Below are 22,230 nucleotides of genomic sequence, written 5' to 3' on the forward strand. Positions count from 1 at the left end.
AAATTAAGACAAAGCCTCCTGAAATTATTAAATGCCAGTGTCTCCGTCTGCTTCTTGCTCCGGCTCTTTTCTCTCCCTGGAGATCTTGTCGAAGATTTTATCCATGTGTTCCACGTATTCATTGGTGTCGTCTACGAAGAAGGTCAGTGTAGGCACGACCCTTGCCTGGTGACGGATGCGCCCACCGAGCTTATACCTGATCTCCCCGGCATGAGAGTTGACTTCCGCGACAGATAAAGTGGTGTTACTGGTATTTAAAAAGCTCAGATAAACCTTTGCCACCGCAAGATCCGGAGATACCCGTACCCTGGTGATCGTCACTAATGTATTGGGCAGATAAGCAGCACCTTCACGCTGAAATATAGCAGCCAGTTCCTCTTGTAGCAGACCGGCAAACTTCTGTTGACGTTTACTTTCCATAATTCTTCTTTCTTAATATAACAGCTTATCATAAGGATAGCGCTCGGTATGCAGGGCGACAACTTTATCGTATAATAATTGCTTAAACTCTTCTAAATTCTCCTTATGCAGCGCTGAAATAAATAGAGCAGGGGCATTTTCCGAGCCCATCCAACTCTTTTTAAAATCCTCAAGTGTCAGCATGACCCGCTCCTCATCCTCATGATCAGGCTCCGGACTTACGTAGGCATCAATTTTATTGAATACCATGATGGTGTCCTTGTCCCTCGCTCCAAGATCCTTCAGGGTTTCGTTTACAACATGGATCTGATCTTCAAAATTAGGGTGTGATACATCCACGACATGGATCAGCACATCAGCTTCACGAACCTCGTCAAGTGTAGATTTAAAGCACTCTACCAAATGATGCGGAAGTTTTCTGATAAAACCAACGGTATCAGACAAAAGAAAAGGCAGGTTGTCAATCACAACCTTCCTCACCGTTGTATCCAGCGTAGCAAAAAGCTTATTCTCTGCAAATACTTCAGATTTAGACAGCATGTTCATAATGGTGGATTTACCCACGTTGGTATAACCTACCAGTGCTACGCGGATCAACTGCGCGCGGTTCTTGCGCTGTGTTTCATTCTGACGGTCTATCTGCTTCAACCTCGATTTCAGCAAAGAAATTTTTTCAAGGATCATCCTTCTGTCACTCTCTATCTGCGTTTCACCCGGACCACGCATTCCGATCCCCCCCTTTTGACGCTCCAGGTGAGTCCACAATCGGGTCAGTCTGGGTAGCAGGTATTGTAGCTGTGCCAGCTCCACCTGTGTTTTTGCCTGAGCGGTCTGTGCCCTTCCTGCGAAAATATCCAGAATCAGGTTGCTCCTGTCCAGAATTTTTACCTGCAGTTCACGCTCTATATTTCTCAGCTGTGATGGTGAAAGCTCATCATCAAAAACCACCATATCTATTTCCTCAGACTTCACGTAAGCCTGTATCTCCTCCAGTTTTCCCGTACCCACAAAAGTTGCACGGTCGGGCTTGAGCATTTTCTGGGTAAACTCATGCTCTACCAGTCCACCTGCAGTATCTACCAAAAAAGCAAGCTCATCGAGGTACTCCCGGGTTTCTTCCGGCTTTTCTCCCGGCCTGACCACTCCGACAAGGACTGCCCGCTCCTGCTTTAATGCAGTATCATAAAATTTCTGTTTTCCCATGTAAAATACAAAGATACAAAAGTTATACCGAGATCAGCTCCCTGACAAATGAGCGGATGGCTGCTCCCGGATCTTGTGTTTTCATAAAATTTTCCCCGATCAGAAAACCGTTGAAACCGGCCGTCCTCAGCTGGTTTATCGTCGGGGTTTCGCTGATCGCACTCTCCGAGATCTTCAAAAAGTCATCGGGGATCTGGTTGACCAGGTCGAAAGAAGTCTGAATGTTCACAGTAAAATCAGCCAGGTTCCTGTTGTTGACGCCTATTGCATCAAGGTCCCCGCAAATGCTCCTTTCCAGTTCTTCCTTGTTATGCACCTCCAGCAATACATTCAATCCAAGACTTTTCGCCAGGCCTGACAAATTTACGATCTCCCGGGGTGTAAGTATCGCTGCGATCAGCAGAATGATGTCCGCACCCCAGGCCTTAGCTTCAAGGACCTGGTACTCGTCGATCATAAAATCCTTTCTCAATACCGGAATATCGTTGTGCGCCCTTGCTTCTAAAAGGTCCCGGGGGTGTCCGCCAAAAAAATCTGTATCCGTTAAAACAGACAATGCAGACGCGCCGGCAGCAGCATAAGCCGCCGTTACATCAGCTACACTTACCTGATCGTTGATCACCCCTTTTGAAGGCGATCTGCGCTTGAATTCCGCAATGATCCCGGTACGCTGCTTGTCCAGCAAAAAGTCTTTAAATGAGTGCGGCACACGATCAAAATTCGCCGCACTTTCCAGCTCTTTTACAGTTACCTGCTGCTTCGCCTGGGCTACCTCTACTTTCTTCCGAAGTACAATCTTATCTAAAATATTCATCTCTAGCTTTCTAACCAGTTCTTCATCATTTGCTTACCGTACTCTGTCAGTACGCTTTCCGGGTGAAACTGCACTCCCCTTACATCAAACTTATTGTGTCTCAACGCCATGATCTCATTGGTGTTGTCTGTAGCGGTCACTGTAAAGCAATCCGGCAATCCCGCTGAATTCACTACCCAGGAATGATAGCGGCCCACTTTGATCACCGCCGGACAATCTTTAAAGATCAGCTCATCCTGGTCCAGCACATCAATGGGCGTCGCAATACCATGCATCGGCCTGCCCAGGTTCAATAAACTACCGCCAAATGCCTCCGCTATCGCCTGCTGCCCAAGGCATACCCCAAAAATACTCTTGGCGGACGCATAGGTTCTGATGACGTCCAGCAGTAATCCGGCCTCTTCGGGTATGCCCGGACCGGGCGATAATAATATCTTATCGAACTGATCCACATCTTCCAGCGCAAACTTATCGTTCCTCCACACCTCCACGTCCCGGTCCAGTTCATTCACTAAATGCACCAGGTTATAAGTAAACGAATCGTAATTGTCTATCACTAAAACTTTTTTCTGCGTATTATTATTGCTTTTCATTTTATATCTCTGTAGCCATTTCAATTGCTTTGCGCAATGCGGCAATCTTGTTATTTACTTCATTCAGCTCATTAACTGGTATACTGTCGGCGACAATACCAGCGCCGGCCCGGTAGTGGAGCTCATTGTTCTTGCTCATAAAGGTCCGGATCATGATGCAGTGGTTAAACTCATCATTGAAACCCATATACCCCAATGCCCCCGCGTAAAAATTCCGGCCCAGGCCCTCATATTCATCGATCAGCTGCATTGCCCTGTATTTAGGCGCCCCGCTCAGTGTACCGGCGGGATAAGTATCTGCCACCACTTTAAAAGCCGGCACATTTTCCTGCAGTTTACCGCTCACCTTAGACACCAGGTGGATCAGGTGCGAATAATACTGAACCTCTTTAAATGATTTTACCTGCACCCCACTGCAGTGTCTGCTCAGGTCATTGCGGGCCAGGTCTACCAGCATGACATGCTCGGCACTTTCCTTAGGATCCTGTTCCAGTTTTCTGGCCTGTTCTGCATCCTCTTCGTCATTCCCCGTACGCTTAAAGGTCCCTGCAATAGGAAATATATTGGCAATGTTGTTCCTGATCGTAATTTGGGCTTCAGGCGATGAGCCAAACAGCTTAAAGCTGCCATAATCAAAATAAAAAAGGTACGGCGAAGGGTTTATAGACCGCAGGCAGCGGTAAACATTAAACTCATCACCAAGAAAACCCTGCTTAAAAGCCCTTGACGGAACGATCTGGAAAACGTCGCCCCGAAGGATGTGCTTTTTCATTTTCTCCACCATCTCCATAAAATCCTCATTGGTCAGGTTAGATTTTTCTTCACCATTGGGTTTAAAGCTATACTCCGGGAAATTCTTGTTTTGAATGATGTACTCCATTTTTTCCAGATCAGTGGTATCATCCCCGTTAAAGATATTTTTAAATAAGGTCACTTCATTTCTAAAGTGATCGATAGCGATAATGTACCTGTAAATATGATATTGCATCAAAGGAATCTCTTCAGCTTTTGGTGAAGCAGAAGAAAAAGTAATGTCTTCAAAATGCTGCACCGCATTCCAGGTAAAATATCCGAATAAACCACTGCTGATGTATCGCTTATCTTCGAGATTATCCGGCGTAAAGTGTGCTTTAAAAGCTTCAATCTCCGCGGTAAGTACAAAATCCTTTTTCTCTTCTTTCTTCCCATCCGGAAAATAGGCAGAAAGTACACCGTTTTGGAGTACAATACCAGCCACAGGCTCAGCACATACATAACTTACTGAATTCTCCCGGCTATGGTAGTCGGAACTTTCCAGCAGCAGAGTATTTGGGAATACATCCCTCAGGCGCAGATAGATACTCACCGGAGTAGTCGTATCGGCAAGTCTCTTTTTATAAGTGGTGTTAATGATGTAATTGTTCATTCTAAATTATTATTAAAAGCAAAAACCCGGCGTGTGGTCTACGTCGGGTTTTCAATGTGGTTGGTTTAGGTTGATAAACTATAAAGTACACAAGGATACGACTAGACTCTTTTCAGAAGTACTATGCCATTGCCAGGTATGTATATTGTTAATCATGCGTCACAAAAATATAAATAAATACTACAAAGCAAAATTAAATTGTAAAATTTATGAAACACCAAAGAATGAACGCGTTGGATCAGCCTTGGTCATCTGTATGATTGCAACAACAATCACCAGCAGTGCCAGTCCAAAGTAAAGCGCTATAGTCCGGTGCTTTGCGGAACCCTCCTCAGTACGTTTTGATCTTGCATTGCCTACCGTGATCAAAATGATCGCAAAAACCATCATTCCGATGTGTTCCATTTTCCAGTATCGTGTCAGGGCCACCGAACTGTCGGCCTTAAACCAATCTCCCAGAAAATAAAGCAAAAGACCAAATACCAGCTGAATATGAGCAGAGATCAATGCAAACACATTTAATTTTCTGTTGCCTTCCGTATAGGGCTTTTTACCAAACCAGCCAGCAAGCGCCTGTACAAAGGCCGCCAGCAATAAAATGAGAACAATGTAGCGCCAGCCTGAATGGGCGCTCTGTAAGATCTTATACATATTTTAGGATTAATTAAGCTTCAACAGCATCGTAAACAAGCACTTTAGACCACAGCGGACTGCAGTTCCTGATAAATTCGAGGTGCAGCGGATGGTCCTGATAAGTTGCCTGACCTGCCAGATCGCTAAAGAACATAAGCTCAGAGACACTCCAGCTGTTGTCCACCACTTCACGTTTTTCAGTACTCGCAGGCACACCTACTTTCAGTTCACGCACAGTTTCAATTTTTGTTAATTTCTTTAAACCAGCTATCAATTTATCACGGTCTTCTTTAGAATCCGGATTCTTCAGCCAAAAAAGCACATGGTGCGTAATAGGGTATTTATTTTCCATACTTGTAAGGGGCATTGCTGCGGTTGCGGCGGTACCCGCCGCAACCGCAGCAACTGTACCGATAAATTTTCTTCTGCTTGATGAACTCATAATAAAATATAAAGAGCATGAAAGTAATAAAGATATTCCGAATTTATTCATAATTGAGATGAAATGGCGAAAATTTGATACAGTCAGGGTCATTTGCTAAATTTTAATTATTGATTTTTACCCTGTTTTACCTGCTTCTAACCAAAGCTCTATTAAACCACACTAATGATCAACAGCATCAACACATTAAAATTTTTTGGCATCCTGGCCGGCATTTTTGCTTTAGGCTCAGTCAAGGCACAAGACCGGAAAGCACCGGCTTATCCGCTGATCACCCACAATCCCAATTTCAGTATCTGGTCAGGTACAGATGAACTCAATGCATCTACTACAACACACTGGACCGGCGCAGATCACTCACTCCTGGGCCTGATCAATGTAGACGGCAACATTTATCGTTTCCTTGGCAAAGAAGAGGTGAGCTACAAAACCGTACTCGCGGCTTCAGACGAAATGCCGTATACCGTAAAATATACAGAAACAGCTCCTGACGGCGACTGGAAAGCAGCTGACTATGCCACAGGCAACTGGAAATCTGGTCAGGCGCCTATAGGTGATGACGCCAAACAGGTGAAAACCCTTTGGAAATCTAAGGAAATCTGGGTAAGAAGAGCATTCAACATCGCCAATCCGGCCAGCATCAATGAGCTGTTGTTAAAAATGAACCACGATGACAACATCGAGGTATATCTTAACGGCAAAAAGGTCTATGAAAAAGTGGGCTGGACCAATACTTTCCAGTACTTTCCGCTTCATAAAAACGACCTGAAGGCCGGTCAGAATGTGATCGCCATCCACCTGGCCAACTCGGCCGGTGGCAGGTACCTGGACTTTGGCCTGGCAGATAAGCTAAAGGACAACGCAGCTAAGATCCAGCTGGCCAAACAGAAAAATGTGGAGATCAATGCTACGCAGACCATCTATGATTTTACCTGCGGTAAGATCGATCTTAAACTGACCTTTACATCGCCTCTGCTTATGAATGATTTGGGCTTACTTGCCCGCCCGGTGTCTTACATCAGCTACAATGTAAAAGCCAATGATGGCAAGACCCACGCCGTAAAGGTATTTTTGAGTGCTTCATCCAACATTGCAGTGTACAGGCCTGCACAACAGGTAACTGCTAAAAAGTATTCAACCGCTAAATTGTCGATCCTAAAAGCAGGTACAACAGAACAGCCCATATTGCAAAAAGGTGCCGATGACATGCGCATCGACTGGGGTTACTTTTACGTAGCGGCTCCTAAATCAAGCGACGCAGTACAATTCATCAGCAGCGGCAACACTGCCGCCGATGCTTTCAGAAGGGGCACTTCAGCTTCTACGGTCAGTACCGGCAAATCGCTGGCCCTGAACACAGTAGTTCCTTTTGGCACTGTTGGCAAAACAGCAGTGGAGCGGTTTATTGAGCTGGGTTACGACGAAATCTATTCGATTCAATACTTCAAAAAGGACCTGAGACCATGGTGGAACACCTCCGGCAAGGAAACTATTGAAGGTCAGCTGACCGACGCAGCCAATGCGTACAAAGAGGTGATGCAAAAATGCAGGAATTTCAACCAAACCGTATATGAAGATGCCCTGCAGTCTGGTGGCAAGGAATACGCGCACCTGTGTATCCTCGGCTACCGTCAAAGCATTGCGGCGCACACCCTGGTGAAAAGCCCTAAAGGCGAAATCCTCTGGCTATCAAAAGAGAACAATAGCGGTGGTTTCATCAATACCGTTGATGTCACCTATCCATCCGCTCCCTTATATTTGATTTACAACCCGTCACTGTTACAGGGCATGCTGAACGGAATTTTCTATTTCAGTGAAAGCGGAAAATACCCGCATCCATGGGCTGCGCACGATTTGGGGACCTATCCGCTGGCCAACGGGCAGACCTACGGCGAGCCAATGCCTGTTGAGGAGTCTGGCAACATGATCATTTTAACTGCTGCCATTACAAAAGCCCAGGGAAATGCAAATTATGCAAAGCTGCACTGGAAAACACTGACCACCTGGGTTGATTATTTAACCAGGGAAGGCTTAGATCCAAAAACACAATTGTGTACAGACGATTTTGCAGGCCATTTGGCCAGAAATGCGAACTTATCAGTAAAGGCAATTGTAGGGATCGCCTGCTACGCACAAATGGCAGAAACCCTTGGCGACACTGAAACCGCAAAAAAATATCGGGCCATAGCAGAAAGTATGGTTCCAAAATGGATCGAAATGGCTGATGCAGGCGATCACTATGCGTTAACTTTTGACGATAAAAACACCTGGAGTCAAAAATATAATCTGGTTTGGGATAAAGTCTTAGGCCTGAACCTGTTCCCGCAAAAAATCTACGATACAGAGACCAAGTACTACCTGACCAAGCAGAACAAATACGGCATCCCGCTGGACAGCAGAAAGGCGTATACCAAAAATGACTGGATCCTGTGGACCGCAACCTTTGCGCCAACTCAGGAACAATTCGAAGCTTTGGTCCATCCTGTATATAAACATGCCATTGAAACTGAATCGAGGGTGCCACTGAACGACTTTTACGATTCAAATACCGGCATACGTGACAATTTCAAAGCCAGAAGCGTCGTTGGCGGTTTCTATATGAGAATGTTTGCCGATAAGCTGAAAGCAAAATAAACCTGACGATAAGGAGACTGGGATTTCTTAATCTTTTCCTAATCTCCTTATCGTCATATTTCTAAACTCGCCCGGAGAGTTGCTGCCTGTCCAAAACCCGATCTTTCCGGACTTGTGGCTGCTTAAGGATTTCACCTGGAGGCAGGGTTTGTCTTCACCATTCACATACACAGTGACATTACCATCTGCAAATGCCAGCCTGACCTTAAACCAATCATCCGGATTCAGCGAAACATTCAACGGCTGCTCATATTTCAGCGGATATTGCTCCCTCAGTTTAGGCCAGTCATGGTCCGGCAGGCTAATGTACTGCACCGCATGCCTGACCCGATCCGGGTCCGCAGCCCGGAAATTAAATGGCCGGAAATAAACGGCTTCGTAAGTACTATCGTTCTGGCCATGAAACGCGATGCCCAGGAAACTGCGCTGGTGCATATCCCTGCCCTTCAGTTCCACCTCAATTTCCGCATTCGCCGCCGGCTTCAATCTTAACCATGCACCCCCGGCACCAGGACCTTCATTTACCGTTAACGTCGTCCCGTCTTCGGGCAGGGTCACATTCCGGTTAAAGATTCGCGATATCTTTTCTACGTTCACCTTAATGGCCTTTTGCGCCTGTAGTGTGTTGCTGACCATAAGCGCCATCAGCAAAATAATTACTCTAAATTTCATGTCTGTACATTTTTTAGCGAGCCAGCCAAAATGATGCCGCTACATAAAAATATCCTCTAAAGCTTAAATTACAACCATTACGCAAAACGAAATGAACGAAAACGTCCGAACCCGAACAGTGCGGAACAAAACCGGACACCAAACACCACAACTCGGGATATTCCAGTCCTTCAACTCCCTTGACGCACCAGCATAGTTACGCAATACCGTCCTCCACATTCTTCCGGGTCTCTCGCGCACCTTCTGCGGTTAAAAGTACCTCTAACCGCAGAAGCTATGCCCGGTAACCGCAGGAAGTTCGCAGGAAGCCGCTTCCAGGCGCAGACCATCAGGCAACCTTTTTCCCTGATCCTTCGTACTAGTAATTAGTTGCGCAAACTATTAATCCCTGTTATCTAAAAACTTAAAGACAAAAACTATGTCAATTTATGTAAAAAAAAACTTGCTGGCCCTGCTATGCCTGGGCCTCATGTGTGCTGTTTCCTGTAAAAAGGATAAGCCAAAAGAAGAAGAACCAGTACAGAAAAAAGGAATCCAGCTTGCCACTGATGCTAAGTTTGGAACGGTCCTGACTGATAGCGCAGGCCGTACCCTGTATATGTTTGCAACCGACGTGGCCGGCACACCGTTATGCTCCGGCGGATGCGAAACCATCTGGCCGCTCTACTATTCTTCCAGTATGAGTACCGATCTTAACCTGAATGCCGCGGAAGTGGGTGTCGTAATCCGTGCGGATGGAAGGAAACAAAGCACTTACAAGGGTTATCCATTATACTACTATAAAGACGATCTTGCTGCCGGACAGATCAACGGCGACGGGGTAGCCGGAATCTGGTTTGTAGGTAAACCTGACTATTCACTGATGCTCGCCAATGCACAGCTGGTGGGTGCAGATACCAAACTATATACCAGTGCTTATGTTGAAGGCGCAGGCAACACCAGGTATTTCACGGATTCCAAAGGCAGAACCTTGTATGCATTCTCTCCGGACAAGGACAAGGTCAACACCTTTACCAAGCCCGACCTTAGCAACAATGCCGTGTGGCCGATCTATGAAGAAACACTAAAAAATGTTCCTTCTGTGATGGCCAAAGCTGATTTCAGCAGCATTACTGTATTTGGTAAAACGCAAATGACCTACAAAGGCTGGCCGCTTTATTATTTCAACCAGGACAATGCAAGGGGTGTCAATAAAGGCGTAAGCATAGGCCCGGCGCCTGGTTATTGGCCCGTATTAATGCTGACTTCTCCAGTCGCGCCGGCACCATAATTGATTTATCAGGAATTTCGCGTAAAAAACAAGTTATAATCCAGTCTAATCAGTTTTTTATAATAAATTTAGGGCATTAACCCCACCTTTATGAAGAAAGTGCTGATTAGCCTGGCTTTGATTTTTTCCACAACGTATTTATTCGCACAGCAAACCTATCCGGTCAACGGTTCTTATGACATCAGACAGGGAACTTATGCGTTTACCAATGCGACGATTGTGGTTAATGCAGCCCAGACCATTCCCAATGGAACATTATTGATCAAAGGCCAGGTCATACAGGCCGTGGGCACGGGCCTCAGGATTCCAAAAGGCTATGTGATCGTAGACCTGAAAGGTAAATTCATCTATCCCTCGCTGATAGATGCTTTTACAGATTATGGCCTGCCGGAAGTCGCCAGAACCATAGGCGGTGCCCGTCAGTCGATTTTTACTTCTACCAAAAAAGGTGCTTACGGATGGAATGAAGCCATAAGGCCGGAAACTCATGCCAATGCGATATTTGCCGCTGACAGTAAGAAAGCAGATGAGCTGCGCAAAGCAGGGTTTGGCAGTGTAAATGCGGTCAACCGCGATGGCATTGCACGCGGGACTTCAACCGCAGTAACGCTCAGTGACGATAAAGAAAACAACACCATACTAAAGGCGGAATCGGCGGCCAATTATTCTTTCAATAAGGGAACTTCACAAAACGATTATCCTACTTCCTTAATGGGTTCCATTGCCCTGCTCCGCCAGACTTATTACGATTCACAATGGTATGGCAAGCAAAAGGAAGAGTACAATATCTCTCTTGAGGAATTTAACAAGCAGCAGAACATTCCGCAGATCTTTGAGGCCGATGGCTGGCAAAATGTCCTGCGCGCAGATAAGATCGCCAAAGAATTTGGCAAACAGTACATCATCAAATCCGGTGGCGATGAGTATCAGCGAATAGACGCTGTAAAAGCTACAGGTGCCAGTCTTATTGTGCCGCTGACCTTCATCAAAGCCTATGACGCCGAGGACAGCACCGAGAGCCGGAGCATTACACTGGCCCAGATGAAAGCCTGGGAAATGGCCCCGGCTAATCCTGCTGCATTGGAAAAAGCGGGGATCAGGTTTGCTTTGACCACCCATGGGCTGGAAAATGTTAAAGATTTTTGGGCCAGCCTTGTTCTGGCCATCGACAACGGATTGAGCCAGGAACAAGCGCTGCGCTCACTCACAGAAATTCCTGCGGCCATGATCGGCATCACTGACAAAGCAGGAACACTGGAAAAAGGCAAACTGGCCAATTTTATTATCACTTCCGACAGCCTTTTTAAGAAAACAAATGTCATTGAGGAAAACTGGGTACAGGGCAAACGCCATATCTTGTTTAAAAAGGACGACAAAGAGAAAAAGGATAGTCTCAATAAGCTAAGCAGCCGTACAGAGCCTGGAAAACAGCTTGGCGCACTGATCTTCCCTTTTACGGCTTTCGGAAACAGTACCCCGCTAAAACAGGAAACAGTACTGCTGAAAAATGCCACAGTATGGACCAATGAGAAAGAAGGAATCCTCCAAAATGCAGATGTATTGCTGGAAAACGGCAAGATCAGGGCAGTGGGCAAAAATCTTTCTTCAGCAGGGGCAAAAGTGATCGACGCTACAGGTAAGCACATTACGCCCGGCATCATTGACGAGCATTCGCACATTGCCGGAACAGGCGGCATCAATGAAGGTGCACAAGCCTCTTCAGCCGAGGTACGGATCGGCGATGTGATCAATTCTGAGGATGTCAACATTTATCGTCAGCTGGCGGGCGGGGTCACCACTTCCCAGATCCTCCATGGCTCTGCAAATCCGGTCGGCGGGCAGTCCCAGCTGATCAAACTGCGCTGGGGCAGGCTTCCTGAAGAGCTAAAATTCGAAGGCGCTGATGGCTTTATCAAATTTGCCCTTGGCGAGAACGTCAAGCAGAGTAATTTCGGTACAGGAGCCCGTTTTCCGGTAACCAGGATGGGCGTAGAGCAGACTTTTGTCGATAATTTTACCAGGGCCAAAGAATACAAAGCAGCAATGGCCAAAAAGGGAAATACAGTGCGCCGTGATCTGGAACTGGATGCCATAGTCGAAATCCTTGACAATAAACGCTTCATCACCTGCCACTCTTATGTGCAGTCCGAGATCAATATGCTGATCAAAGTGGCAGACAGCCTGGGCTTTAAGATCAATACTTTTACCCATATTTTGGAAGGATACAAAGTGGCCGACAAAATGAAGGCACATGGCATTGCCGCCTCCACGTTTTCGGACTGGTGGGCCTACAAAATGGAAGTCGCAGAAGCCATTCCTTACAACGGAAAGATTATGCACAATGTAGGCATTACGACAGCCTTTAACTCAGATGATGCGGAAATGGCGCGACGGCTAAACCAGGAGGCCGGAAAAGCGGTGCTGTACGGTGGCGTTCCGGAAGAAGAAGCATTTAAATTTGTGACGCTTAACCCTGCCAAGATGCTGCACATAGACAACAAGGTGGGCAGTCTGAAGGCTGGCAAAGATGCTGATGTCGTAATCTGGTCAGACAACCCGCTTTCTATTTACGCCAGGGCGGAAAAGACATTTGTAGATGGGATTGCCTACTGGGATATGGAGCGTGATGCACAGATCCGCACTGAACAGAAGGCCGAACGTGCCCGTCTGATCCAAAAGATGAAGGACAGCAAAGCCAAAGGCGGCAAAACCCAGCGTCCGCAAAACGACGCACCAAAATTATACGACTGCGAAACTTTAGAAGATTATTCTCTTGAACTTAACGAACTGGAAAGGAGCCACGCTCATGAATAGATCCATATCAACCCTGCTCATCTCTTTTATAGGGCTGAGCGCTTTTGCACAGGCCAATATTTCTCCCGCGAGGAAGCAGGACAAAAGAGTGATCATCATGGGCGCTAAATTGCACATTGGCAACGGGCAGGTCATCGACAATGGCTATCTCATCTTTGACAAGGGGAAGATCACCGGTGTTGGTGATGCGACCCTGGCAAAACTGAACCTGACCGATGCTACCATGATCAATGCCAACGGCAAACATGTGTATCCCGGTTTTATTGCGCCAATTACAAATCTGGGTTTAATCGAATACAGCTCAGTAAAAGCAACACTGGACCATACCGAGATTGGCGACTTAAATCCCAACGTCAGGGCTTTGATTGCTTACAATACAGATTCCAAAGTACCGGCAACACTGAGAAGTAACGGGGTATTGATGGCCCAGATCACCCCTGAAGGCGGCATGCTGTCCGGCAGTTCCTCTGTGGTACAGCTCGATGCCTGGAACTGGGAAGATGCGGCGATCCTGAAAGACGATGCCCAGCACATGAACTGGCCGGTTACCCCGGTATTCAGAAGCGGAAGCGGCAGGACAGCCCCTACCCAAGCCACATTGAAAGAGCGGACACAAAAACAGGTAGATATCCTGGACCAATTTTTCGCGGAGGCTAAAGCCTATGCAGAAACCGAAAAGCCGGAAGTGATCAATACCCGTCTGGCGGCGATGAAACACCTGTTTGACGGAACACAAAAGTTGTTCATTTCCGCTGACAGCGAAAGGGATATTATCGCAGCTGTAAAATTTGCGAAGAAATATGGAATAACCCCCATCTTGGTGGGAGGGGACGAAGCCCATTTGGTCATTCCCTTCTTAAAAGAAAACAACATTACGGTGGTGGTCAAAGAACCACACTCCCTGCCAAATTCTACCGATGATGATGTGAATATGCCGTATAAGAATGCGGGAATACTTGCCAATGCAGGCGTCGATGTGGTGATGAGCATGCACAGCTACTGGCAGCTGAGAAATCTGCCTTTTATGGCAGGAACGGTATCGGCATGGGGCCTTGACAAAGAAAAAGCATTGCAGATCATTACACTCAACACTGCGAAGGCTCTGGGTATTGAGAAAACTGCCGGAAGTCTGGAAACAGGAAAAGATGCGACTTTGTTCATTTCCACAGGTGATGCGCTCGACATGAAAACAAACAGGGTAGAACAGGCTTTTATACAGGGCCGGGACATTAACCTGGACAACCTGCACAAGCAGCTGGACAAGAAATTCAGTGCAAAATACAGCTCGCAGTAACCGGACAGAACTGGCAGTATTTCTTAATATAACCGTGTTTTTCCGCTAACATAGCAGTTATACCTTCGTCGTTGATTTAATCAAAATAACTTTAATCAATGATGAAACGATTACTATGTACAGCTTTAATGCTGATTTTATGTTCTCTTGCTAAAAATGACCTGCTGGCACAGACAACCCAGGCATCCATTTCCGGGATCATCCTGGACGAACAGAACAAACCTGTTCCGGGAGTTTCGGTTTCTGTTAAAAACGAATCAACTGGTTTTACAACCAGGACGAACACCAATAACCAGGGAGAATATACCTTTAAAGAGCTGCCTTTAGGTGGCCCTTATACAGTAAAAGCAACCTATACCGGATTGGGAGAACAAATTTTGTCGGGCTATATACTGAACCAGGGTGACCTGGTCAAAGCCAACGTAAAGATGCAGACTGCAGCGCAGACCCTCCAGGCGGTCGAGATCAATGGTAACGGACTAAGAAATAAGGTCCAGCAGTTTGGTGCATCGACAGAGATCTCTGCAAAAACCATGAACCAGCTTCCGGTTAACGGACGTAACTTCTCCTCGCTGATGGACTTGTCACCATTGAGCCGGGGTGGCGGTATTTCCGGACAGCTGGGTTCTTCAACCAATTACACCATTGATGGTATGAATGCCAAAAACCCGACCTCCGCCGGAAGTACGACCAGCAGAAGCGGCGCCCCTTACTCCATTTCTATCGAAGCGGTTAGAGAATTTAAGGTGGTGACCAATCAGTATGATGTTACTTTTGGACGTGCAGGTGGTGGTACCATTAGTGCGGTAACCAAATCGGGCACCAACAAGATCAGTGGAAGCGCATTCAGTTATGGCCGCGCCGACTGGCTGGCCAGTCCTTACGACATCCGGGGAAACAAACGCAATAACGATTTCTCTACTTATCAGTATGGATTTACTTTAGGCGGTCCGATCATTAAAGACAAACTTCATTATTTTATAGGCTGGGACCACCAGCGTGATGCCCGCCCGCTGATCATCGCGGACATTAACAACGCGGAAGATGAAGCGCGTTTTAACATTACCAACAGCACACTGAACACCTTCCAGAGCATCGCCCAAAATAAATATGGTGTTGCCCGGTCAGAACAGTTCGGTTCTTTTGACAAGAAACGTGGTTCTGACGCTGCGTTTGCACGTATAGACTGGCAGATTGACGAGAAAAATTTGCTGACCATCCGTGATAACTATACCAATGACAGGAACCCTCTGGGCCTGGCCGATAACACAGCCATCAATTTCTATGAAAGCTATGGCAATGATAAAAACGTCGACAATAGTTTACTGGCAACTTTACGGAGTACCATCAGCAGTAAGATCACTAATGAACTGAAGGTTCAGCATTTGTATACTTTCCAGGCGAGCACCCAAAATGATCAATTGGATTTCGCAATCCCAAGAGCGGTAGTTGGCAACGTAACTTCTGTCCTGACTGACGGGACTACTAAGTCTACAGCTATTCAGATCGGTGGCCACCGTTTTGCACAGGAAGGCTTTACCAACAATGTTTTCCAGGTGATTGATAATTTTTATTACAACACGGATAAGGCCAAATATACTTTTGGTGCCGACCTCATGTATACGGACGCTACTTCATTGTACGGCAGTGAGGTGAACGGACGTTTTGAATACACCAACAGCGGAGCAGACGCTACTGCACAAACTTCGCTTCAAAACTTTGAAAACCTGATCCCTAACCGCTTTTACCGTGAGGTGCCACTGGTCTCAGATCCAACTGTAAAAGCTGGTATATGGAATGCTGCGATATACGGACAAATGCAGACTAAACTGGCTTTTGGCCTTGATTTTACGGGCGGCCTGCGTTTAGACTACAGCAAGTATCCGACTTCTCCATTCAACGAAACGTTATTCAATGCCATTGGCGTAAGGACAGATCATGAACTTTCGCAGTTCCTGATCCAGCCACGTGTTCAGTTCAACTGGGATATAGAAGAAAAACATACAGACTTCATACGTCTGGGTGCCGGTATATTTGGCTCTGATGTGAACAACTACGTGACCATCAATAACCTGACCTTTGACGGTAAACACCTGGCTACCGTTGACGTTTTTGGTGCCGATGTGCCGAAACCTGATTTTCCGGGTTACAGAAACGGAACGGTAGCTACTCCACAACTGAGTAATTTTCAGGTACCGACCATCAATACCTATGCAGAGGATGCGCAGATTCCTGTAGTCTATAAAGCCAATCTTTCTTATTCCAAACTGATCAATGAGAAGCTGAAAGTGGGGATAACGGGTTATGCTACTCTGGGTCGCCACAACTATATGTATGTGGATAGAAACATGGCGGCAAATCCTTTTTTTACTTTAGCCAATGAAGGTAACCGGGGTGTATTTGTTCCTTCCATTCCGGGCAATGGTGCAGCCGACTGGAAAACGGGAAGACTGACCAATCAGTTTGGCAGGGTGCTGGAATTAAACAGCAAGGGTAAGGTGAACCAGTTTGCTGTAGTCGTTGACGCGACCTGGCAGTACTTTAAGGATGGACAGATCAGTGCCAGCTATACTTTAAACGACACGAAGGACAATACCTCATTCAATGGCAACGTAGCCAACTCTGCTACACTGTCCCTGCTGGTCAAAGATGACCCGAGAGACCTCAGCAAGATGAGCTATTCGGACAATCATTTTCGCCATAAAGTGGTCATCTATGGTACACTTCCTACCTTCTGGGGTGTTACGGCAGGGGTTCGGTACTCAGGCATCGGCGGCACACGTTACAGCCTGACTTCAGGCGGCAACAACAACGGTGACTTCGTTACTACAAACGACCTTGCCTTTATCTTTGACCGAAATAATGCAAGTGTACCGGTCAATGTGCGTACTGGTTTACAGGCCCTGCTGGATAACCCGATCGCCAGTCAGAGCATTAAAGATTATATTCTTAAATATGAAGGTCAGATTGCTGAGCGCAACGGTGGTGTGAATCGCTTCTTTGGCGTGGTAGACCTCCGTATTGCCAAAAAGATCAAATTCAGAGGGACACATAGCGTGGAGATTTCGGCGGATGTATTCAACGTAGCTAACCTGATCAAGAAAACCTGGGGCGTAAATGAAAGTCTGGGGAACCAGGCCTTATATGCGCTTGGTATCCCAAAAAGCGGGACGACTGCTGCTGTTCCAAATTTTGATACCACTAATAAAGTATTTAATTATCGGGTAAACAACTCCGGGGTGGTCAATCCTTCAGGCAACCCATACCAGTTCCAGATCGGGGCACGCTACGGATTCTAGAAATGATTTAAATAGTTGAATTCCCCTTGGTATTCGCTATTTTAAGGAATTACCGTCATTGCGAGGTACGAAGCAATCTCAACATTAGATTGCTTCGTACCTCGCAATGACGTTTTTACTGCCTTTTTACAATTGTTTCCTGAGCCGCTTTAATGAAATGAGATCTGTTCTTCCTGAAAAATAAGAGAAAAAAAAAGAGTAATCTCATCCAAGATTACTCGTTTTTAACTAACTTATTATTCATAAAAAAACTGGCTGTTGGGGAAGGAGTCGAACCTTCAAGGGGTAGTTAGCTACAGTTCAAAAATTAATTTGTGGTCAACCCATAAACTGCGTTTATCCATTAATCCCCACCACCGAGACAAGAAGGCGTGTCTGCCAATTTCACCACCCAACATGATATAAAGTACGTATTATAAGTAGTATATTTAGGTAGTTAATATGCTACATTATAGCTGTAGGGGAAGGAGTCGAACCTTCAAGGAGTAGTTAGCCCTTACGGGTTTCCCAATTCTCCACCACCGAGACAAGGAGGTGCGTCTGCCAATTTCACCACCCTACAGAGTATAAACAAGTATCAAAGAACAATTTTTTTCTTACTTGCTTGATACAAATGTAACAACAACCGCAATACGTTGCAAATATTTTAAACAATTAATTTTATTTTTGTTATATTTTTAATTAATTTAGGATATTGTTACCAAATATAAAAACGATGCTTAAAAAAGAAAGCCAAAATTTAGAAATTGATAACCTGGATATTGACATCCTTAAGCAGCTGATGCAGGATGCCACCAAGCCTTATACAGAGATCGCTAAAGATTTGATCGTTTCTGGTGGAACTATCCATGTCCGTATGAAAAAATTACACGAAATGGGGATCATCAAGGGATCTCATTTAATCATCGATCCGCAAAAGGCAGGCTACGATGTTACTGCTTTTTTGGGGATCTACCTGGAAAAGGGAATACAGTATAAAGATGCGGTTGCGCAGCTGAGCAAGATCAAGGAAGTGGTCGAGCTCCATTATACTACCGGTGCATACAGCATGTTCGCCAAGATCATCTGCAGGGATACCGGCCACCTCAGGCACGTCTTAAATGAAGAGATACAGGCTGTACCTGGCATACAGCGTACAGAAACCCTGATCTCCCTGGAGGAAAGCATAAGAAGGCAGATTGAGCTGTAGGGCTCAATAGCGTTCTTTGCTATTTGAACAAATTCTTCAATGCCTCCAGCTTCAGCTGCAGATCCCCATCTGGCAATGGTTTTTCCTTGTGCCCACCCTTATGCCCTGATTGCGGCTTTACCGGTTTTTTATGCTGATGCTGACCGCCGGAACTCTGCTGCTGAACCGCTGCTCCCGGCTTCACAAACTTCCTGGACTTGTCTTGCTTCTTATGGTCCTGCTTTGGTTTAGGTGCTGCTTCCATCTTCATTGACAATGAAATCCGCTTTCTCGCCGCGTCTACCTCAACTACCCGCACTTCTACTTTCTGATGCACCTTTACGACATCTGCCGCATTGGACACAAACTTATCTGAGATCTGGCTGGTATGTACCAGGCCGTCCTGATGCACGCCGATATCTACAAAGGCTCCAAAATTGGTGATATTGGTCACAATGCCCGGTAATTTCATGCCTACCTTTAAATCCGAGATATCATTAACCCCGTCAGTAAAACTAAACACCTCAAATTGCTCCCGCGGATCCCTGCCTGGTTTAGCCAGCTCGGCCATAATGTCATTCAGCGTAGGCAAGCCAATCTCATCGTTTACATATTGCTGCAGTTTGATCTGTTTCCTCAATTCGGGATCTTTCATGAGCTGAGCCACACTGCAATTGAGGTCTCTTGCCATCTTGCCTACCAAAGCATACCGCTCTGGGTGAACGGCACTCGAATCCAGCGCATGCTCCGCATTCCGGATCCTCAGGAAACCTGCCGCCTGCTCAAAAGCTTTATCTCCTAATCTGGGCACTTTCCTCAGGCTTTCCCTGTTTTTAAATGCACCATGCTCATTGCGGTAATTTACGATGTTTTGCGCCAGCTGGGGTCCGAGGCCCGATACATAAGCAAGCACTTGCTTGGAAGCGGTATTGAGCTCCACACCAACCGCATTTACACAGCTCATTACCGTATCATCAAGTGATGCCTGCAATTTATTCTGATCTACATCATGCTGGTACTGGCCTACCCCAATAGATTTAGGATCGATCTTTACCAGTTCAGCCAATGGGTCCATCAGCCTCCTGCCTATAGAGACTGCACCCCGAACTGTAATGTCGTGGTTTGGAAATTCCTCCCTGGCTACTTCAGAAGCTGAATAAATAGAAGCCCCGTTTTCATTTACCATAACAACAAGCGTTCCTTCAAGACCAAGCCCCCGGACGAAAACCTCGGTTTCCCTGCCTGCAGTTCCGTTACCAATGGCAATGGCATCCACCTCATGTTCACTGCAGAGCCTTTTTAAGGTTTCAGCGGCCTCCAGGACACCTCTGTTTCCGTTATGCGGATAAATTGTGGTATTCTCCAGCAGTTTACCTTGTTTGTTTAAACACACCACCTTACAGCCGGTACGGAAACCTGGATCTATTGCAACTACATTCTTTTCTCCCAGTGGCGCGGCAAGCAGCAATTGCCTGGCATTTTCAGCGAATACCCTGATCGCCTCTTCGTCCGCAGTTTCCTTTGAAAGCCCCCGGACTTCCGTTTCCATAGCAGGGCCAAGCAATCTTTTATAACCGTCCAGTATCGCCAGTTTTACCTGTGCAGAAGCGGCATTATTTCCTTTTACAAATTGCTTTTCGAGGATTTCAATAGCGCCGTCTTCAGCAGGTGCAGTCTCCAGTTTCAGGATCTCCTCATTTTCTCCTCTTCTCATTGCCAGCACCCGGTGTGAAGGCGCTGCCTTAAGCGGCTCAGTCCAGTCAAAATAATCTTTGTACTTGATGCCTGCCTCTTCCCTGCCTTTGATCACAGTAGATTTAACCACAGCATGCTGCTGAAAGTATCTCCTCATGGAAGTACGCGCGTCAACGTTCTCGTTGACCAGCTCAGCAATGATATCACGTGCACCCGCCAGCGCTTCATCTATAGAGTTCACACCCAGCTCTTCGTTCAAAAACCGTTCAGCTGTTTCCTTAGGATCTTGCTGGTCCTGTACCAGGATAGAAAATGCAAGGGACTCCAGGCCTTTTTTGCGTGCTTCCGAAGCCCTGGTCTTACGTTTAGGCTTATAAGGCAGGTAAATGTCTTCAATTGCAGCAATATTCGTGGCTGCATTGATCTTGGATTCCAGTTCAGGGGTAAGTTTATCGAGGGCCGTCAATGCCTTTAGTATGGCCTCCCGGCGCTTATCCAATTCTCTGAGCTGCTGAAACCTGTCCCGGATGGCAGCTACCTGTACTTCATCCAGGCTTCCTGTCATTTCCTTGCGGTAACGGGAGATAAATGGAACAGTTGCTCCGTCATCCAGCAATTCAATGGTAGCAATAACCTGTTTTTCTGCAACTGCCAGTTCCCCGGCAATAATGATTGAGTGATTACTCATTTTAATCTGTATTTGATCTTTTAAAAGACAATAGCGCCAAAAATAAATAAAAAATCCCGCAGGGTATGAACCGGCGGGATTATATTTTTCTTAAATAATCAGGTGTTATTTTGCTACGTACATGACTTCTTTTACAGCTTTAACCACTCTTTCAGCATTAGGTAAACTTGCTGCAATAAGGGTTGGAGCATATGGAAGCGGTACATCTGCACAAGTAATACGCAATACTGGGGCATCTAAGTAGTCAAAAGCATTCTTTTGAACGTTAAATGCAATCTCAGAAGAGATAGAAGCCAATGGCCATGCCTCTTCAACGATCACCAGGCGGTTGGTTTTCTTAACAGACTCGATAATCGTCGCATAATCGATAGGACGTACGGTACGAAGATCGATTACTTCAACATTTACCCCTTCTTTAGTCAATTCTTCAACAGCAGGATTTACCACACGGGTCAGCATTTTACCAAAAGTAACGATGGTTACGTCTGTTCCTTCTTTTACAATTTTGGCTTTGCCTAACGGAATATAATATTCATCTTCAGGCACTTCACCCTTGTCGCCGTACATCACCTCAGATTCCATGAAAATAACAGGATCAGGATCAAGGATTGATTGTTTCAATAAACCTTTAGCTTCGTAAGGAGTAGAAGGAACTACCACCTTTAATCCCGGACAGTTTGCAAACCAGTTCTCAAAGTTCTGAGAGTGCTGGGCACCGAGCTGACCGGCATTACCTGTTGGTCCGCGAAATACAATGGGTACGGTGAACTGTCCGCCACTCATGGAAAGGATTTTTGCGGCACCGTTAATGATCTGATCTATAGCAACCAGCGAGAAGTTGAAGGTCATAAATTCTACAATAGGGACCAATCCGTTCATTGCTGCACCGATACCGATTCCGGTAAAGCCAAGTTCTGCAATAGGAGTATCTATGATACGCTTTTCGCCAAACTCATCCAGCATGCCCTGGCTTACTTTATATGCACCATTATATTGTGCAACTTCTTCGCCCATCAAAAAAACGTTTTCATTCTTACGCATTTCTTCACTAAGGGCTTCACGTAAAGCTTCTCTAAATTGAATCTCTCTCATTGTATATTCAAATATTAACTAGCGGCAAACTTAGATAAAATTGTTTTTAAATGCAATTATTCGTCTATTGATCCTCCGTCTTGTAATCGGCATT

The 22,230-nt window shown here is 46.0% G+C and carries 16 protein-coding genes and 2 tRNA genes; 6 read left to right on the forward strand and 12 right to left on the reverse strand.

Annotation, left to right across the window (positions count from 1 at the left end; all coding sequences use genetic code 11):
* Positions 1–27: 27 nt before the first annotated feature.
* From rbfA to QEP08_RS20010, 7 genes are all read right to left on the reverse strand, one after another.
* Complete coding sequence (rbfA, locus tag QEP08_RS19980; protein ID WP_285060481.1) at positions 28–420, reverse strand: 30S ribosome-binding factor RbfA; 393 nt, start codon at positions 418–420, stop codon at positions 28–30.
* A gap of 12 nt (positions 421–432) precedes the next feature.
* Positions 433–1,623 carry a GTPase HflX gene (gene hflX / locus QEP08_RS19985; RefSeq protein WP_285060482.1) on the reverse strand — a complete coding sequence of 397 codons (1,191 nt, stop codon included), beginning with the start codon at positions 1,621–1,623 and terminating at the stop codon, positions 433–435.
* Positions 1,624–1,645: 22 nt separating this feature from the next.
* Positions 1,646–2,437 (reverse strand): indole-3-glycerol phosphate synthase TrpC, encoded by a 792-nt coding sequence (trpC, locus tag QEP08_RS19990; protein ID WP_285060484.1) that lies wholly within the window; start codon positions 2,435–2,437, stop codon positions 1,646–1,648.
* A gap of 2 nt (positions 2,438–2,439) precedes the next feature.
* Positions 2,440–3,030: an anthranilate synthase component II gene (locus QEP08_RS19995; RefSeq protein ID WP_285060486.1), complete on the reverse strand. Its 591-nt coding sequence runs from the start codon at positions 3,028–3,030 to the stop codon at positions 2,440–2,442.
* Position 3,031: 1 nt separating this feature from the next.
* Positions 3,032–4,435, reverse strand: coding sequence for an anthranilate synthase component I family protein (locus QEP08_RS20000; RefSeq protein ID WP_285060488.1), 1,404 nt, complete (start codon positions 4,433–4,435; stop codon positions 3,032–3,034).
* A gap of 207 nt (positions 4,436–4,642) precedes the next feature.
* Complete coding sequence (locus QEP08_RS20005; RefSeq protein WP_285060490.1) at positions 4,643–5,086, reverse strand: cytochrome B; 444 nt, start codon at positions 5,084–5,086, stop codon at positions 4,643–4,645.
* A 13-nt stretch (positions 5,087–5,099) separates the two neighbouring features.
* Entirely contained in the window at positions 5,100–5,510 is a 411-nt protein-coding gene (locus QEP08_RS20010) for a Dabb family protein (protein WP_285060492.1), read from the reverse strand.
* A 165-nt stretch (positions 5,511–5,675) separates the two neighbouring features.
* Between QEP08_RS20010 and QEP08_RS20015 the strand changes: the two genes are divergently transcribed.
* On the forward strand, positions 5,676–8,144 hold the full coding sequence (locus tag QEP08_RS20015; protein WP_285060493.1) for a glutaminase family protein: 2,469 nt from the start codon (positions 5,676–5,678) through the stop codon (positions 8,142–8,144).
* A 27-nt stretch (positions 8,145–8,171) separates the two neighbouring features.
* Here the strand turns inward: QEP08_RS20015 and QEP08_RS20020 are convergent, their stop codons facing one another.
* Positions 8,172–8,816 carry a 3-keto-alpha-glucoside-1,2-lyase-like domain-containing protein gene (locus QEP08_RS20020; protein WP_285060494.1) on the reverse strand — a complete coding sequence of 215 codons (645 nt, stop codon included), beginning with the start codon at positions 8,814–8,816 and terminating at the stop codon, positions 8,172–8,174.
* Positions 8,817–9,234: 418 nt separating this feature from the next.
* Between QEP08_RS20020 and QEP08_RS20025 the strand changes: the two genes are divergently transcribed.
* From QEP08_RS20025 to QEP08_RS20040, 4 genes are all read left to right on the forward strand, one after another.
* The gene (locus QEP08_RS20025; protein WP_285060496.1) at positions 9,235–10,086 is read left to right on the forward strand and encodes a hypothetical protein; all 852 of its coding nucleotides are present in this window, start codon (positions 9,235–9,237) and stop codon (positions 10,084–10,086) included.
* A gap of 90 nt (positions 10,087–10,176) precedes the next feature.
* Entirely contained in the window at positions 10,177–12,900 is a 2,724-nt protein-coding gene (locus tag QEP08_RS20030; protein WP_285060497.1) for an amidohydrolase family protein, read from the forward strand.
* Positions 12,893–14,194 carry an amidohydrolase family protein gene (locus QEP08_RS20035; RefSeq protein ID WP_285060499.1) on the forward strand — a complete coding sequence of 434 codons (1,302 nt, stop codon included), beginning with the start codon at positions 12,893–12,895 and terminating at the stop codon, positions 14,192–14,194. Before QEP08_RS20030 ends, QEP08_RS20035 begins: the two co-directional genes overlap by 8 nt.
* Positions 14,195–14,292: 98 nt before the next feature.
* Positions 14,293–17,493: a TonB-dependent receptor gene (locus QEP08_RS20040; protein WP_285060500.1), complete on the forward strand. Its 3,201-nt coding sequence runs from the start codon at positions 14,293–14,295 to the stop codon at positions 17,491–17,493.
* 252 nt (positions 17,494–17,745) lie between these two features.
* Here the strand turns inward: QEP08_RS20040 and QEP08_RS20045 are convergent.
* Together QEP08_RS20045 and QEP08_RS20050 are read right to left on the reverse strand one after the other, a co-directional pair.
* Positions 17,746–17,890 (reverse strand) — tRNA-Asp (locus QEP08_RS20045).
* A gap of 58 nt (positions 17,891–17,948) precedes the next feature.
* Positions 17,949–18,055: transfer RNA gene (locus QEP08_RS20050), tRNA-Asp, on the reverse strand.
* A 153-nt stretch (positions 18,056–18,208) separates the two neighbouring features.
* Between QEP08_RS20050 and QEP08_RS20055 the strand changes: the two genes are divergently transcribed.
* Positions 18,209–18,682 carry an Lrp/AsnC ligand binding domain-containing protein gene (locus tag QEP08_RS20055; protein ID WP_285060501.1) on the forward strand — a complete coding sequence of 158 codons (474 nt, stop codon included), beginning with the start codon at positions 18,209–18,211 and terminating at the stop codon, positions 18,680–18,682.
* Between the two features lie 19 nt (positions 18,683–18,701).
* Here QEP08_RS20055 and QEP08_RS20060 read toward each other — a convergent pair whose 3' ends face one another.
* Together QEP08_RS20060 and QEP08_RS20065 are read right to left on the reverse strand one after the other, a co-directional pair.
* Positions 18,702–21,044, reverse strand: a complete 2,343-nt coding sequence (locus tag QEP08_RS20060) for a Tex family protein (RefSeq protein ID WP_285060502.1) — start codon at positions 21,042–21,044, stop codon at positions 18,702–18,704.
* Between the two features lie 105 nt (positions 21,045–21,149).
* Entirely contained in the window at positions 21,150–22,136 is a 987-nt protein-coding gene (locus QEP08_RS20065; RefSeq protein WP_285060503.1) for a pyruvate dehydrogenase complex E1 component subunit beta, read from the reverse strand.
* Between the last annotated feature and the right edge of the window lie 94 nt (positions 22,137–22,230).

Source organism: Pedobacter ginsengisoli, assembly GCF_030244015.1.
Classification (GTDB): domain Bacteria; phylum Bacteroidota; class Bacteroidia; order Sphingobacteriales; family Sphingobacteriaceae; genus Pedobacter; species Pedobacter ginsengisoli.